The following is a 15,853-nucleotide window of genomic DNA, read 5'->3' on the forward strand; positions in this document are numbered from 1 at the left end:
ACCACCGCAATATGATATGATATAATATCAACATGAAGAACATTCTCATTGTAAGCGACGGTTTTTTATATGGCGGCTTCGAAACGAGAACATTAAGAGAACTGATCGAAGCAAAAAAACATCATTACAACGTCTTTCTTGCTTGTATCGATTATAACCATAAATACAATGTTTTTAAACAGGTCCTCATATTAAAACATCCTCTTTCTGACTATAGCGACTCTATCAAAACAAAAAATATACTTGCAACGCGAGATCAAATTATCAATTTCTGCAAAGAAAATCACATTGACATCATAGAATGTCATCCATACTGGTGTCTATTACCAACAGCCCTAGCCGCCGAAAAACTTCATATTCCTATTACATGTACTCTACATGGAGTCGCTTCTGGAAACTTCATTAACCCATCACTCACAAACATCGGGCTCCGTACCATCTATTATCTCACCCTCAAATACGGCTTCGACCAAATTATCGCTGTCGCCGAATATTTATTCAAACAATACTCATATCTATCTTCAAACATAATCATAACAAGAAACGGCATCGATGTTTCAGAAAAACCTAGACCACCCTATTCTCCACACGATGGATATTTTTGCATAGCATCCAGACTAGACGTTCCTAAGACGAAGCTTATTAAAGAATTTTTGCCAACCCTCCACGCTTTGCCAGAAACACAACATGTCGATATTTTTGGTGATGGTGACCAACTAGATCCATTAAAAACATTCGTCAATCAAAATCACTTCAATAAGATCTCCGTAAAAGGCTGGGGAAGAAACCTGCCTCAAGTTTTCGCCAATAACCACTATGCCGCTATTTTTGGAATGGGGCAAGTCGTCTTAGAAGCACTCAACTCTAACACTCCAGCAGGCGTCTTAGGTTACGGCGGCTTTGCTGGTCTCATTAATGGAGACAAAAACCTTTCCTACTTTGCAGAAAATAATTTTACAGACTGGAAAACCCACAAAACAGACTTAAAAAAAGAATTGCAAAAACTTAAAAAAAATCCCGACGATTATTTATTATCCTACCAAGAAATCTCAAAATTCAACCAAAGCAATATTTGGGACATTCATTTCAAAACCGAAGAATCTTTTACATATTCGGAAAAACCAATTTTTAATACCCTCAACTACCTGCTCGATAACCACCACAACGCAAAACTAGACCTCAAAAATTTTCTCTCCAAGACTGATCTACCAAACATGCAAAATGACGTCGTTTATCAACTTTTTTTAGAAAATATCAAAAACGGCTCAAAAGCAATCAAAGTCAACGAACTTAAACAAAGCAACATCTCGAAGACAATCGAAATCGATACTCTCAAGAAAGAGTTAAATAACATTACAAGTTCCGGTTTCTGGAAAGCCACCAAGCCTTTACGTGAAATTCTAAACAAATTACACTAAAATTATTCAACCAAATTGCTATTCTTAAACAATTATCAATATTTGCAATATCTTCACTCTCTTAACAAAATTCGTCACAATTTTACAGAAACTATCAAGAAAATCGCATCAAAACTCCAACACTCTCATTCTTCCAGATCAGTATACATTATACATCTATATAGATTTTGTTTTGCATCGGCTTCTGTTCTTAAACATAAATTACCATTTATGTTTATTTTATCCACAAAATACATCTTGTTATTTTCTATTGAAATATTATTTTGCTTACCACTAACTAATTCTTGGTATCGTGCGCTACTTTTTACAACAATATACCTCGGTATGACCATTTTTGAAAAATTCTCAACTTCCCCCAAATCACTGTATAACACACAAGCATCTTTACTTATAAAATCCTCGTCACTACTTTTTAGGCACAATCCTTCATTTATATTTACTTTTTTATCAAAAAATACTACCTTCTCATTCTCAATGATCCCAGCACCTTCACCAGTAGCCGCATTTATAACTTTTGCGCCAACTTTAATCTTCATGAATCTAGGTACCGTCATATTAGAAAAATCTATCCCCACAACCTCTCGTAGACTACTATAAGGTATACATTTTTTGGTCCCCTCATCGCTTTTTCTTTGCAAACATAGTTCGCCAAACCAACTAGCGCGTCCAGTAAAGTAAGCTCTTTCCCCACCATTAATCTTCTCCGAAATTCCATCATCCAAGTTTATTACTTCTGCGTTCTTTTTTACATAAATTTCCCTTGGGACTGCCATTCCGTCAATTTCAAAATTCGGTAATTCTTGTAATTTATAATACGGAACACATCTTCCCATCTTTACATCCTCATCGGTCTGTAAACAAAGTTGCCCGTTTATATTGATTTTCTTCGTAAACACAATTCTAGAATTATTAGTAACTCTATCTCCAAATAATCTTCCTTTATAATCCAGATAATTAGTATCGCTAGACACGATCAGTATTCGCTTTTTTGCCATCACCTCAGTTTCATCAATCTCTATCTCCTCTAAATCTGAGTAGATATAACAATCTTTATTATTACCAATTGACAAACACAATCTATCCCCAAAATAGTTAAGATGAGTAAAATATTCAAAGCTCGAAAAGGCTCTAACACCAACCATATTGTTGTTTGGGTCTATATATCTAGCGCCTGCCTTCACATATAAAAGCCTTGGTACCACCATATTACCAAAGACACCTAATTTTCCTTCACTCTTTATCCCCCCAAACCAATCCTCAAAATAGCTATAAAAATTCCTATTCCCATAGGCCGAACAACCGTCGCCATACCCATACCCAGCATTCAAAGCTGCTGCATTCGGCTGATATGGTGTATACCTATACAGCGCCGAAGTCGCAAGCGACCTTATGTTCACCACACTCCCCCCACACCCTGCGTTCGGATTGTACTGCACGTAGTTATTTCCTAACGGGTAGTTCGTCCACCCCCCGTCTAACACTGTCCGAAATAGTGCTGCCGCATTCCTCACTTGGTTCTTAAACCCATAATATTTCGACGAGCATGCCGCCGTATCTGGGCATCCGTACCCCGTCGCCTTCCGATAATCACCATTGTTTGGGATTGGGTCTGTTATCAGCCCTGTTTCCTTCTGCAATAGTACTATCAGCACCTGTGGATTAATCCGATAATCTTGCGCTGCTTGCCAAATAATATGCGCTGCTGTATCGCCCGACCCAATCGTCTCTCCATCACCAAACCTTTCTTCCGACAAACACACAAAATGTCCATTCGCCCAATGCCAAGTATAATTCTTGTTCGCCGAAAGTTGCAAATAATAACTATAATTATTATTCGCGCAAGGATTCTTCGCAGTCAAAAAACTTTGAATCTCCGCCTCATTCATCGCATTATAATTGCTCATCTGATAATCCGATATAATATATCCCGCATCAAACGCCCCCAAATTTGCCGCGTCAGCTTCCTCATTATCCTTAAATTTCGCTGTCAAAAACGTAAACAAAAACACCGCCACAAACACTCCTAGCGCCACTGCCCAAATCCGTTTGCTTCGCCTTATCCTCATACGTTTACCTCCCCATTTATCGTTCCAGTTCTCTCACCAGAACTTATTTTTATTTTTATTTGATAACTACCTACACCGAGCCTACTTACCGGCACATTAAAACCTTCGCACGTTGCCGTCGTCGCTCCCCCTGCAATACTCACTACCTCACTATACGCCACTCCGTTCTGTTCCAAATTTAGCTCACAGCTGCCGCCATCCAAATACTGGTCAATGTTTACCCTTATCATCAAATACTCGCCCGAAACTCCCGCGTAAGTCACCACACCAGTCAAACCTTCTTTCTCGTTTGGATCATCGCCCTCATATAACACTATCTTTTCTTTTTCTATTACTTCCTCATCTTCAGCATTGCTAGAGCCCTTACCTTCGTCATCATTCTCTTTTTTCCCCTCCACTATCTCAATAGTATCTTCCTTCTTCTCGCTCTTATCTTTGAAGTAATTATCCCACACTAAGTAAGCCACCACCCCAGCTGTCACAAAAAGCACCAATGTCACTATCCAATACAACTTCTTTTTGTTCTTTTTCCGTTTTTGTGCCATAAATTACAATTCTCCTACTATAATTATAAGCATTTTCTCTTATCTTGTAAACCCCTATTCCTAATATGCAACTCCCGTTCCCATAGTTTTTACTTCCATACAAGCAAAAACTCTAACCTAGGTCCAACCCCAATATCTCCGCTGCCTGCCCCAAAACCTTCTTTTCCTCTTCAGTACAATCCACCATCCTCGCCTTAAACAACCCTACCGTTTCCTCATGTTTATAATCCAAAACTTCCAGCGATCGTGCCGCCCCCGGCACCTTCTTTAAAACACCTTTTTCCACCAAGTTTTCCACATGTTCCGCCACTGCCGATACCGACGTTAGTCCTAGCCCCGTCATAATCTCACGATAAGACGGTGAATACCCATTTTCCTCTGTAAAATCCTGCAAAAAATCCAAAACTGCTAATTGTTTTTTTGTAAGCTTAACTGCCATTATGTTATAATTATAAACAATGGAAAAAAATAAATCAATTGACGGTCTTACTCCTCGTCGCTCTAAAAAAGCGCCTACTTCCACTACCAAAAAATCATCTTCCAAAAAATCCGCCACCTCTGCCAAAACCGTCAAATCCGCTAAAACGACCAAGACATCCAAACCAGTTAAAATTCCAGTTACTGAGAATGTTAAACCTACTCAATCAGCAGCACCTACCCCAGAGCCAACTCCTACCAAGACCGATATTACCGAAGATTTCCTTAAGCCCACTCAAGTCTTTGATTTTGACGAACAAAGCGGTGAATTAAAAGCCGCCAAAGATCCTTCCGATACGCTATCCACCAAAAAATCTAAAAAGCAGAAAAAACCTATGTCAAAAAAACGCAAAATTATCACCTGGACCTCCCTTATCATCGTATTTTTACTCATTGGCGCCGTAATTTGGTTTATTATTTGGGGCAACGACATCATTGCCAAAATCACCGGCGGCCAAGGTACTATATTTGACCTCTTCGTCGAAAGTTACGAACCCCTCAAAACCGACGAAAACGGTCGCACTAACATCCTCGCCTTCGGCACTAGCGGTTACAACATGGAAGGCGACGAAGGTAACGGCACTCACGATGGTGCTCAACTCACCGACTCTATTATGGTCATTAGCCTCGATCAAGAAACTGGTGACGTAGCCATGCTTTCCCTACCTCGCGACCTCAAAGCTTCCCCTACTTGTACCGCTACCGGCAAAATCAACGAAGTCTACTGGTGTAACAACATGAATGGCGATAACGAACAGGCTGGCGCCGAAGCTCTCATGTCTGAAGTCAGCAGTATCCTCGGTGTAGACTTCCAATATTACGCTCATCTCAACTGGGGGTCGCTCGTCCAAATTGTTGATACCTTAGGTGGCATCAACGTCACTCTAGACGAAGATATTGCCGACTATTACTACACTGGCGCCGTATTTGAGGCTGGTACCGAATACACTATTAATGGTGAGCAGGCCTTAGGTCTCGCCCGTGCTCGTCACGGCACCACTAGTGGTGACTTTTCCCGCGGTGCCTCTCAGCAAAAAATCCTTATTGGCATCAAAAACAAAGCCTTCGAAAAAGAACTTTCCATTACCGACCTCCTCAGCCTTGCTTCTACTCTTGGCGATAATCTCCGCACCAATTTCTCTATTGAAGAAATGCGGACTCTAGCTCATCTCTCTTCTGTCTTTGATTTAGAAAACATGCGCCAAGTCTCTCTCCTCGAACCAGAACGCCTAATGACCACTGGCACCATCAATGGCATCTCTTACGTTTTACCTTCCGCCGGCGTCGGCAATTACAACGCCATCCGAAATTATGTAGCCAAAATGTTCTCTAGCGACCCACGCTCTTACGAAGATTACACCATTCTAGTCCTCAATGCTACCGAAACTCCCGGCCTCGCCTCTACTGAACAAACCACCCTAGAAGAAGCCGGCTATGACAACATCTATATAGACGACGCCCCAGTTGGTGAATACGCAGAAGGGTACACTCTTTACTCTCTCAGCGATACTGCTCCCGGTACCAAAAAACTCCTCGAAGAAAAATACGGTTTAACCGCCCAATCCACCGACACCCTCCCCGATTCAATCAGCCACGACTACGACTTTGTGCTAATAATAAACACCGTAACAGAATAAACTTTCTAAATGGCATAATGAGATTTAGACCAGATTTTTGAACGTTGTTTTCACAACTTAACAATGAAAAATCTCCCTAGCGTAGCAACTAAGGAGATTTTTCTTGCCTTATGTTGTAAAAACAACAAGTTCAAAAGTCAAAGCCATTTAGAAAGTTTATTCTGTTGCAATTTTGCTTATTATTAGCTTTCGTTCTCGCCCTTCCCCCTCCGAATGAGTCTCTATATCCGAATAATCTTGCGCCACCTTATGTACCACACGCCTATCCGCTGCATTCAAATTAATCTCCATCGGTTCGCCATTTTGGCGCACTTTCGCAATCCATTCTTCTGCTTTTTCCGCAATCCTATCTGCTCGTTGCCTTTTATAATTTGCCACATCTACATTCACTCGTGTCACTTCCGCACCATTTGATATCAACGCCATCGATACCACATGCTGTAAAGCTCTTAAATTATCCGCATTCCGCCCAATTAATAACGAGTTCAACGAAGTAGATGGCACCGACAACTGAATCACTTCATCATCAATCGTTGAAGTCACTGCCACATTGATCCCAAAAAAGCTTAGCAGATCTTCCAAATACCGTGCTGCAAATCGTATTGATTCATCTTTACTCATTATTTATCTCCTTTTCTTTTTAATATCTTTTGCGGAGATTCTAGTTATTTTTGTACCTGTTTTTTTATTTTTCACCACCTCAGCTTCTTTTATATTTCTAAGTTCTTTTAGCACCGCCTTATCAGTCGTAGCGTCAATTTCCGCATCAACCTTTTTAAGTACTAACCTCTGTTGTATCACCGTGATCACGTTACTAAGGAAATAATAAAATGCCAACGCACCATTCAGATTAAACATAATGATAAACATCATAATTGGCATCATCGCCGACATCTGCCCAGTCGTCATGCTACTAATATCCGACTCGTCAATCTCTTTACCATCCTTCGCTTCTTTCAAAATATCACGAAACTTCTTTTTCTTCTCGGACTTACCAGATGGCATTTGCTGCTTCGTAGCCCAATACTGTACCACCGACGCCATCACCGCACACACCAATATAAAGAGCGCTGACCAACTAAACTTCCCCATCAAGGCATCACTGGCCTTTACATTCAAGTTAATTAACCCAAAAAGCTGTGGTTGAAAATCATAAGCTGCTTTCTCCTCTGCCGGAATCTCCGTATTCGTCAAATCCGCCAAGTACACTTCTTGCTTTTCCTCTAAATCTTTAATCTCTGAACCTTCATATGCCACAATATCGTACGCTCGGTTCATCAAATTATCTTGCGGCAACGGCGTTGCTATTACCCGTATTGCTGAAAAAATCGCAATAAATATTGGCAGCTGTATAATTAGAGTCAAAATCGAAGCAAACGGCTTTACATTATATCGTTTATAAAGATCCATCGTCTGCAAAGACTCTAATTGTTTATTGCCTTTACAATTCTTTTTAATCTGTGTTAACTCTGGTTGAATTTTCCGAATCAACTTTGTCTGATTCAACTGCCTCTTAGTTAGCGGCATCATCAATAATTTCACTAATATCGTAAAGATAATAATCGCCAATCCAAAATCATGTACTAGATTAAATATCACAAATAGAATGTTCACAATTGGCCGTACTACAATCATATCAATCAAATTGAACGGACTCCCTGTCGCAATTGACCCAATCACGAACAAAATAAATATCCCCCAATAGATATACTTTTTCACACTCTTTCTATCCATTCTCTTTATTATAGCACACCTTAGCTTCCATAACTAGCTCCCCCAACAGCTTCTCTAACTCCGAAAACGGCATCTTCACCAAATCTTTCGAATACACTATAAATATATAATCACGTTTTTTTGGTATATCCTCAAAATTCAATCTCAACGCTTCGTAAATCCTTCTCCTAATCCTATTCCTCCCTACGGCGCTCTTCTCTACCTTCTTAGACACAACTACTGCCACCCTCGTAAACCCCCTCGTATTATCCGCAAAAACCAAAGACATCTTCGGTTTACGAATCGTCTTACCTTTCTGATAAACATACCTCACCCCTCCCCGCGAGTGAAACCGATACTTCCGATTCAACATTTAATAAGAAAGTCTTGCACGACCCTTCAAACGTCGCCGAGCCAATACCTTTCGTCCATTTTTCGTAGCATTCCTCTTCATAAAGCCATGCTCTTGCTTGCGCTGCCTTTTGTGTGGCTGATATGTTCGTTTTGGCATATTATTCCTCAAACTTTAATTTATTTCAAATTCTTTTCATAGTATACCGCATTTTTCCACAATTTTCAAGCAGTTTTCCACACTCTCTCTAGAGAAACTCAAAAACTTGTGGAAAACTACACCCCTATTTTCTTGCTAACATATTACACCATATTTTCTCACCCCAAAAAACCTGTGGAAAACTCCCTCCTCTGTGCTATAATATCCTAAAAGGAGGTCAAATTCAGATGTATGACGTTTGGAAAAACGTGCTTGCCGAAATCGAACAGCAAATTTCCACTGCTAATTTTTCCACCTGGTTCCAAGACACCTCCCTTATCTCTACCGATAATGGTGAAATCAAAATCGGTGTCAAAAACTCTTTCTATGTCAAACAACTTCGTAATCGCTACTTAGACCTCATCAAAACCGCCTTACAAAACAACAACGTCTCTGTTTCTACTATTGATTTTGAAGTCCAATCTAACGCCAAACCCAAAGTCCGCCCTCGTGAAATCACTCCGACCAATACTACCGTCAAAACTCGCATCAAAAAGGTCAAAGAAGAACTCAAACCTCAAACTTCCAACACCGGTCTTAATGAAAAATACACTTTAGAAAGTTTCATCGTTGGCTCCAATAACGATGTAGCTGTCGCGGCTGCTCAAAGCATCGTTGATGCTCCTGGCACCCGTTATAACCCTTTCTTTCTTTATGGTGGACCGGGGCTCGGCAAAACCCATCTCGTCCAAGCTATCGGTAACGCTCTCATTTCTCGTAACCCTAATCTCAAAATTCTCTACACTCCTATTTCAAACTTTTATTCCGATTTTGTCGACGCCGTCCGCAACGGTAAAGGTAAAGAATTCAATCGTAAATTCCAAGATCTCGACTGCCTCATCATCGACGACATTCAATTCATCGTCAATAAAGAAAAATCTCAAGAAGAATTCTTCAATATTTTTAATAGCCTCTATCAACTCAACAAGCAAATTATTATTACTTCCGACCGTTTACCTAACCAAATTAAATCCGTCGACGAACGTCTTACTTCTCGTCTCGCTATGGCTGGTGCTTTCGATCTTCAACTCCCCAAGTTCGAAGATAAATGCGCTATTCTTCGTGCCAAAGCCGAACTCATGGGTGCCGAAATCGAACCCGAAGCTATCGAATACATTGCTGAAAACGTCAACACTAATATCCGTGATCTCGAAGGTGAACTTTCCACCATTCTTCTCATGTCTGAAGTCCGTGGCCTCACTCCACTAGAACTCATCGAGAACGGTTCTGTTAGTGTTAATAAATCCTCCAAACTCCGCCCCGTTTCTTCTAAACAAATTGTCGAAAAAGTTGCCAAATATTACAATCTGCCAATCAAAGAAATGTGTGGCAAATCTCGTGTCGCTCATATCAAAACCGCTCGCCAAGTCACTATGTTCCTTCTTTCTAAAGAGCTAAACCTCAGCACCAACAAAATCGCCGCCGAAGTTGGCGTTAAAGACCACACCACAGTCATGCACGGCGTCAAAAAAATCGAAAAGGACCTCAAGCTAGATTTCACCCTCCGTGATCAAATCGAAGAAATCAAGGAGAAAATCTATGGTTAATAATTTTGTTCAAGTGGAAAACCTGTGCAAAACCACCTGGAAATCTCCGTGCAAATCTAGCGCAAAAAAATGTGTACAACTTACCTCTTTTTATAACACCTGTGCAAAAAATAATTTATTCACCACATTTTCCCATTCATTCCACCAAGTTTTTCGCAATTATTTTACCCCAATAAATATACTGTCTTTTCCACTATTCCACACCCCCTACTATTACGACTACAATATATTTATATAGTAAAGAATTTTAAAAAGGAGTTCATATGAAAATCAAAGTCACCCAAGAAAAACTAAGCAAAGCTTTAAATAATGTCAGTCGCATTGCAATAGGTAAAGTAACTTTACCTATACTTAATAATGTTCTTATCCGTGTAGACAATAAAAAAGTTTCTCTAATCACCACCAATTTAGATATGGCAATCATTGATTTTCTTCCAGTCTCCAGCTCCGAAGATGGTGTAGTTACAGTTCCAGCCAAACTCCTTGCTGAATTTGTCTCAAACCTACCCAAAGGTGAGACGATCGAAATCTCTTCTAATGATACTAAAGTCACCATTTCGTCTGGTAAATATTCTTCAACTATCAATGGTACTTTAGCGGATGACTTTCCAGAACTTCCCGAAATCAACGAAAAAACCGCAGTAGTTTATAAAATTGGCGTCAACGAGTTCAAAAATAGTGTTGGCCAAATTATTATAGCAAGTTCTAATGATCTTACTCGTCCAGCTCTTACTGGCGTGTATTTTAACACTACAGACGATAATGCTCTTGCAATTGCCGCTACCGATGGTTATCGTCTAGCCGAAAAGAAGCTCATCGATAAGGTAGAAAGCGAAGTTAAAGCTATTGTTCCATCGAACTCTTTACAAGAAGTTCTTCGCTCTATTAATGACGAGATGGAAGAAGTCGAAGTATCCTTCAATGAGGATCTGGTTCGTTTTCGACTTGGTGAAGTAGAGATTATCTCTAAACTTATCGATGCTAGCTTTCCTGATTATCAAAAACTAATCCCTAAGGAAAATAATATTAAAGTTGTACTAAATCGCGACGAACTAGTACGTGTTACTAAGCTAGCTGCCCTCTTTGCGCGTTCTGTCGGTGGATCTATTGTTTGTGAAACCAAGGCCCCAGATCTTTTCTTGGTTAAATCTATCGCTAATGAATTTGGTGAAAACGATTCAGTGATTGAAACCAAGGTTGAAACTCCTGGTAGAATTAATCTCAACTCTAGGTTTTTAATTGATGCCCTTAATGCTTTAGAAGAAAAAGAAATTAAATTTGAATTCTCTGATCGTATTGCTCCAGTTGTTCTAAAAAATAAAAAGAACAACAATTATACTCACATTATAATGCCACTAAATTCATGATCGTAAAATCCATTAAATTATTTAATTTTCGTAACCATACCGAGTATTCATTATTATGTGAAGATGAAATTTCCTTGATTCTCGGTGAAAACGGCAGCGGCAAAACTTCTGTCTTAGAGGCGATTTATATCCTTACTCGTGGTAAAAGTTTTCGCGCCACAGATCCTGAAATCCTCAAACGAGGCACCACATTCTATCGTATCGAAATTGAATACAGTAACGGCGAAACTAATATTGCGACTTATGATGGTAATCATAAAACTTTCCTCATTACAGATAAAAAGTCCCGTCGTTTACCTAAAAAGAATAAATATCCGGTGGTTCTTTTTCAGCCTTCAGACCTTAATCTTATTAGCCATTCCCCTTCGCGTCGTCGTGATTATTTTGACCGTATTTTTAGCCAATTTAACGAAAATTACGCCACTAATCTTTCTAGATATGAAAAAGCCCTCAAACAACGTAACGAATTATTAAAAAACGAGCATCTTACTAAAGAGTCTGTTTTTTCTTGGAATATCCTCCTCGCTAAATATGGCATAGATTTATACAATTCTCGTAATAAGTTTATTCAAGAAATCAACTCACATGTCACAGATGTTTATCGTTCTATTGCTGAAAATAATGATGAGATTAGCATTATTTATAAAACCGATATTAATAGTGCAGACGATAATGAATATCTCCAAACCCTCGAACGTAACTTCGAAAAAGACAGTTATCTTGGCCACACTAACTTTGGGGTTCATCGCGACGACTATATTTTCGAATTTAATCACAAAAACGCCGACGGCTCTGCTTCACGTGGCGAATCGCGTTCTATTATCCTCGCTCTTAAATTTATCGAGGCTGATCTCATCTACCAAAAAACCAATCTTAAACCAATTATTTTGCTAGACGATGTCTTCTCTGAGCTAGACGAAACTCGTCGCAAGTGCTTAATTAAAAATTTCAAAAACAATCAAGTGATTATCACGAGTGTAGAAAACATCACTCAACCGGAATAGCCTATTTGTTTGCTAATGTCTTATTATATTGTTCAATAAAGGCTAGTACAGGGTTTTCTTCCCCTTCAAAAAATTTCAAATTAGTATAAGCAGTTTTATCGTTGGCGTATCGCCTTAGTGCACTAGTGGCTCTAGCTAGTGATACGTACCTTTGTGCATATTTGTAAGTTTGCCAATCTGGGTTGGCACTAGAATTCACAAACGCCTCACCCGAAGCAACCCTCTTATCCTGGTCTGATGATCCCAAGAATACCTCTATCATTCTTAAAATATCTGATACAAACGAGACTGAGTTAGAATCTTTATTAATTGAATCTAATATCCCTCCATCCGTCACTCCTAAAGGAGTTTTTCTTTCGTTGTTATATATAATAAAATCCGCCAAAGTAGAGCCCTCATTAATCTTTCTCACTCCAGAGGAAGTCAAAGTCGTATTATTATTTACAAACTCAATAAACCCCGGATCATTGAAGGGATCATTAAGCGTAGAAGTATCAAAGGTTGCAATCTCTGCACACTGTGCCGAACCGACCGCACCGATCGTAGCATATGTTTCGCAATCCCCAAACGTAGTCAAATATCCATCCGACGCATCCGCATAAGAAACCGGAAGTAGCGAAGCCACTGCATTGCTCACAACAGTAGAAAAGGTTCTCACATTAGCCAAATTTCCTACGATTTTCGCACTACCTATTGCAAACTTATAAATAATAGAACCTAAGAAAGTGTTCTTAGAGGTAATATCGAATGGGCTCCGATTTAGTCGATCTTCTTCTGCATTCATAGCAACAATTTTATTATTTAATCTAGCATACGAATCTACTGCCGCTGCATCTCCAGCTGTTGCGCCACTCCTCTTTGCTAGCTTACTCCCTACTACCACTGCCCCTTCTACCAACATCTCTCCCGCATCTACACCCTTTATTGTTTCGTAAGAATTATCAACTAGTGAACTATTAACTGTTGGTTCAACGAGTGACAGTATAGCGCTAGACGCCGTCTCGATCCCATCTTCGATAAACCTTCCAATCGAGCCTTTTTGTTGTGAATTAACCGAAGCTACAGTGTTTTCTATCGTCTCGCTCCCACCCACGGTATTTACCTGATTTTCCACGGTTTTCAAGATTCTCTCGTTTGAATAATTTTCTACCGCTTCTGTATCAACTTTATTTCCCGACAAAATCGCATACAAACTTGGAGAATCTAACGCTGTTCCGGTTACCTTTGTCACCTTTCCGGTTTTTACATCCACTACCTCAGTTTCTTCTTTATCATATAAATAATTCATTGCGTCATTAAGTTTTGATTCGCTCCCGTCCCCCGCCTTCATTTTGCTAACATTCTCCATAAACAAAGCAAAAAATAAACTTGATCTCTGTTCCCTTGATGTTGTATCAGCTACTTTAAGTTGATCTGCTGCGTTTAAGGTTGCCGTATCCGTATCGGCTGCAGAATTTTTATTTTTCACCGCTTCAATAAAATCTGTTGCATCAGTGCCAGAATTTGCTTTAGTCCCATTTTCTACATATTCATAATAAGTCTCTGTTTCACCAGTTTCAGAATTTGTCTCAGTTTTTTGTACTAGTGATACGCTATTTATATTAATATTACTGCCGTCCCCCATCAGAGTATTCATTTTTTCACTAAAATCATCTTCGCTGGTGAAATTATTTCTTTTGGTTCCAATTTCGTCAAATACTTCGTAGGCGTCCTCGTCGTAATAGTAGGCTGCACATCTGTAAGTGGCATCGTTTACTCCGCTATATAAGGATATATCCGTGCCAACTTTATCCATAAAGTCTCCCGCACTGATAATTTCGCCGTCCTTTTTTAACGATAAACTTGTCCCAGCCTCATTATTATCCTCTACGAACTCACCGTTATTATCAACATAACCAACTAATATCCCTTTTCTCTTCAAAATTTCCGCAGTACCATCTGGGATTTCTCCACTCTCTAAAGCTTGCTGAAAGGCCAAATTCTTACTCGCTGTCATGTCTGCACATTGCATATCAGTCTCTTCTATTAATCCTTCGTAAATCGTAGTTGGGATAATATTCCCCGCGCTAAACACTACTGCCACCAGTACAATCATCGCCGTAATAAAACCAGCCGCCCCCCAAGATTTCAATTTTTTTGTAGACTTTATTTTTGAGTTTTTACCAGTCACATGCGAAACAAACTGGTTATTATTCAGTGCAGACCTTTCGCTCGACCTTAAAGTTTCCTCAGCCGACATAATTAATTATAATTATAACATACTTAAGAGAAAAGTAAAGAAACATGCTATAATATACCGTATGATTAAAGTCGAAAAGATTATCCCGGGTGGCTTTGGTTTAGGTACGCATGAAGATGGCCGTAAAGTTTTCTTTTGGAATGCTCTACCTGGCGAAGTTGTTACTGAGTATGATATTACCAAACAAAAATCACACTATCTTGAAGCTGTTGCTACCAAAATAGATCACCGGTCCAAATATCGCGTAGACCCCAAAGATGATTGTTTTCTCTCTACTTCTCCCTGGCAAATCTTTGATTGGAATTACGAAAACCAGCTCAAAGCCGAACTAGTCGTTGAAGTCTTTCATGAACACCATATTGATATTGATCAGCCAAAAATCTTTACAGACAACCAACCATACTATTACCGCAACAAAATGGAGTATGCCCTTTATTGGAATAATGAATCAAACAGAATTGAGTTAGCTTTCCATGCTCGCGGATCTCATCGTAAAACCCCAATCCAAACTTCTTCCATTGAACGGCCCGAGATATTTTCTGCTGCAAAGGCTATTGTAGATAAATTAAATTCCGCACACGAGGAAGCTCGCCGCTATCAGTCGCTTTTATTGAGATGCAATCAACAAGGTGAAGTTTCTGGTGGTTTATATGAAAATCACCAACCTCACCCAGTTTTTAAAAATCTTACCGATAAAATCCTAGGCCGTACTTATTCTTATTCGCCCAATGGATTCTTTCAAATCAACCTCCCAGTTTATGAGCTTGCCCTTCAAGAAATTCAAAAACACACTAATACCGACAACGTCTTAGACCTTTACTCTGGTGTAGGCACCATCGGTCTTTCCGTCGCCCGAGGCAAGCGCTTGGTTTTGGTTGAAGTTGATAAGAGCGCCTATAAAGAATTAGAAAGAAATTGTTCTATCGAGCAAGGTGATACTACTTCTTCGGAACGCTCCCTCGGAAGTAATATTACCTTGCCTAAGCCAATCCTAGCCAAATCGGAAGATGCGCTAGACTTTATTGATTCCAACCAAACCGTCATCCTTGATCCTCCTCGCGCCGGTTGCGACGTCAAATTAATCAATAAGCTACTTGAGGCTGCTCCACCAAAAATCATCTACTTATCTTGTAACCCTGCTACCCAGGCTCGCGATACTAAGATGTTACTAGACAAATACCAAATTGAAGATATCAAGACTTTTAACTTTTTTCCTCGTACTCCACACATCGAAAATCTCGTAATTCTATCTTTAAAATAACCCCAAAACATGCTAAACTAAGTCTAGAC

14 protein-coding genes are annotated in these 15,853 nt (G+C 39.6%); 6 read left to right on the top strand and 8 right to left on the bottom strand.

Translation table 11 applies throughout. From position 1 onward, the window contains the following. Positions 1-32 precede the first annotated feature (32 nt). Positions 33-1,418, top strand: a complete 1,386-nt coding sequence (locus tag G3RUM_RS01180; protein WP_129734587.1) for a glycosyltransferase — start codon at positions 33-35, stop codon at positions 1,416-1,418. Between the two features lie 125 nt (positions 1,419-1,543). On the opposite strand, the gene G3RUM_RS01185 is transcribed toward G3RUM_RS01180, so the two are convergent. From G3RUM_RS01185 to G3RUM_RS01195, 3 genes are all read right to left on the bottom strand, one after another. After that, on the bottom strand, positions 1,544-3,484 hold the full coding sequence (locus G3RUM_RS01185; RefSeq protein ID WP_129734589.1) for a LasA N-terminal domain-containing protein: 1,941 nt from the start codon (positions 3,482-3,484) through the stop codon (positions 1,544-1,546). Further along, entirely contained in the window at positions 3,481-4,029 is a 549-nt protein-coding gene (locus G3RUM_RS01190; protein ID WP_129734590.1) for a hypothetical protein, read from the bottom strand. Before G3RUM_RS01190 ends, G3RUM_RS01185 begins: the two co-directional genes overlap by 4 nt. 112 nt (positions 4,030-4,141) lie before the next feature. Then, positions 4,142-4,468, bottom strand: coding sequence for a LexA family protein (locus G3RUM_RS01195; protein ID WP_129734591.1), 327 nt, complete (start codon positions 4,466-4,468; stop codon positions 4,142-4,144). Positions 4,469-4,487: 19 nt separating this feature from the next. Between G3RUM_RS01195 and G3RUM_RS01200 the strand changes: the two genes are divergently transcribed. Further along, a complete protein-coding gene (locus G3RUM_RS01200) occupies positions 4,488-6,143 on the top strand; it encodes an LCP family protein (protein WP_129734592.1) in 1,656 nt (551 codons plus the stop codon). Positions 6,144-6,299: 156 nt separating this feature from the next. Here G3RUM_RS01200 and G3RUM_RS01205 read toward each other — a convergent pair whose 3' ends face one another. The 4 genes from G3RUM_RS01205 to rpmH are packed head-to-tail and all read right to left on the bottom strand — an operon-like array spanning position 6,300 to position 8,367. After that, positions 6,300-6,764, bottom strand: a complete 465-nt coding sequence (locus tag G3RUM_RS01205) for a Jag family protein (RefSeq protein WP_129734593.1) — start codon at positions 6,762-6,764, stop codon at positions 6,300-6,302. 3 nt (positions 6,765-6,767) lie between these two features. Further along, the gene (locus tag G3RUM_RS01210; RefSeq protein WP_129734594.1) at positions 6,768-7,877 is read right to left on the bottom strand and encodes a YidC/Oxa1 family membrane protein insertase; all 1,110 of its coding nucleotides are present in this window, start codon (positions 7,875-7,877) and stop codon (positions 6,768-6,770) included. Further along, entirely contained in the window at positions 7,870-8,229 is a 360-nt protein-coding gene (gene rnpA / locus G3RUM_RS01215; RefSeq protein WP_129734595.1) for a ribonuclease P protein component, read from the bottom strand. Before rnpA ends, G3RUM_RS01210 begins: the two co-directional genes overlap by 8 nt. Next, positions 8,230-8,367, bottom strand: a complete 138-nt coding sequence (rpmH, locus tag G3RUM_RS01220; RefSeq protein ID WP_129734596.1) for a 50S ribosomal protein L34 — start codon at positions 8,365-8,367, stop codon at positions 8,230-8,232. It abuts the gene before it with no gap. 227 nt (positions 8,368-8,594) lie between these two features. Between rpmH and dnaA the strand changes: the two genes are divergently transcribed. The 3 genes from dnaA (at position 8,595) to recF (ending at position 12,324) form a co-directional block, all read left to right on the top strand. Next, entirely contained in the window at positions 8,595-9,953 is a 1,359-nt protein-coding gene (gene dnaA / locus G3RUM_RS01225; RefSeq protein WP_129734597.1) for a chromosomal replication initiator protein DnaA, read from the top strand. A 263-nt stretch (positions 9,954-10,216) separates the two neighbouring features. Next, on the top strand, positions 10,217-11,320 hold the full coding sequence (gene dnaN / locus G3RUM_RS01230) for a DNA polymerase III subunit beta (RefSeq protein ID WP_129734598.1): 1,104 nt from the start codon (positions 10,217-10,219) through the stop codon (positions 11,318-11,320). Further along, entirely contained in the window at positions 11,317-12,324 is a 1,008-nt protein-coding gene (gene recF / locus G3RUM_RS01235) for a DNA replication/repair protein RecF (RefSeq protein WP_129734599.1), read from the top strand. The genes dnaN and recF overlap by 4 nt, the downstream gene beginning before the upstream one ends. A gap of 1 nt (position 12,325) precedes the next feature. Here recF and G3RUM_RS01240 read toward each other — a convergent pair whose 3' ends face one another. Further along, a complete protein-coding gene (locus tag G3RUM_RS01240) occupies positions 12,326-14,563 on the bottom strand; it encodes a hypothetical protein (RefSeq protein ID WP_129734601.1) in 2,238 nt (745 codons plus the stop codon). Positions 14,564-14,624: 61 nt separating this feature from the next. Here G3RUM_RS01240 and G3RUM_RS01245 point away from each other — a divergent pair, with 61 nt between their 5' ends. Then, on the top strand, positions 14,625-15,824 hold the full coding sequence (locus G3RUM_RS01245) for a class I SAM-dependent RNA methyltransferase (RefSeq protein WP_129734603.1): 1,200 nt from the start codon (positions 14,625-14,627) through the stop codon (positions 15,822-15,824). Positions 15,825-15,853 lie beyond the last annotated feature (29 nt).

Source organism: Candidatus Nanosyncoccus alces (genome assembly GCF_004138395.1).
In the GTDB taxonomy this organism is placed as follows: domain Bacteria; phylum Patescibacteriota; class Saccharimonadia; order Saccharimonadales; family Saccharimonadaceae; genus Nanosyncoccus; species Nanosyncoccus alces.

Bases quoted from the DNA above. Each gene is read 5' to 3' on its own strand.
- dnaA (WP_129734597.1), top strand. From the start codon at position 8,595: ATGTATGACGTTTGGAAAAACGTGCTTGCCGAAATCGAACAGCAAATT.
- G3RUM_RS01195 (WP_129734591.1), bottom strand. From the start codon at position 4,468: ATGGCAGTTAAGCTTACAAAAAAACAATTAGCAGTTTTGGATTTTTTG.
- recF (WP_129734599.1), top strand. From the start codon at position 11,317: ATGATCGTAAAATCCATTAAATTATTTAATTTTCGTAACCATACCGAG.
- dnaN (WP_129734598.1), top strand. From the start codon at position 10,217: ATGAAAATCAAAGTCACCCAAGAAAAACTAAGCAAAGCTTTAAATAAT.
- rpmH (WP_129734596.1), bottom strand. From the start codon at position 8,367: ATGCCAAAACGAACATATCAGCCACACAAAAGGCAGCGCAAGCAAGAG.
- G3RUM_RS01185 (WP_129734589.1), bottom strand. From the start codon at position 3,484: ATGAGGATAAGGCGAAGCAAACGGATTTGGGCAGTGGCGCTAGGAGTG.
- rnpA (WP_129734595.1), bottom strand. From the start codon at position 8,229: ATGTTGAATCGGAAGTATCGGTTTCACTCGCGGGGAGGGGTGAGGTAT.
- G3RUM_RS01180 (WP_129734587.1), top strand. From the start codon at position 33: ATGAAGAACATTCTCATTGTAAGCGACGGTTTTTTATATGGCGGCTTC.
- G3RUM_RS01245 (WP_129734603.1), top strand. From the start codon at position 14,625: ATGATTAAAGTCGAAAAGATTATCCCGGGTGGCTTTGGTTTAGGTACG.
- G3RUM_RS01205 (WP_129734593.1), bottom strand. From the start codon at position 6,764: ATGAGTAAAGATGAATCAATACGATTTGCAGCACGGTATTTGGAAGAT.
- G3RUM_RS01200 (WP_129734592.1), top strand. From the start codon at position 4,488: ATGGAAAAAAATAAATCAATTGACGGTCTTACTCCTCGTCGCTCTAAA.
- G3RUM_RS01240 (WP_129734601.1), bottom strand. From the start codon at position 14,563: ATGTCGGCTGAGGAAACTTTAAGGTCGAGCGAAAGGTCTGCACTGAAT.
- G3RUM_RS01190 (WP_129734590.1), bottom strand. From the start codon at position 4,029: ATGGCACAAAAACGGAAAAAGAACAAAAAGAAGTTGTATTGGATAGTG.
- G3RUM_RS01210 (WP_129734594.1), bottom strand. From the start codon at position 7,877: ATGGATAGAAAGAGTGTGAAAAAGTATATCTATTGGGGGATATTTATT.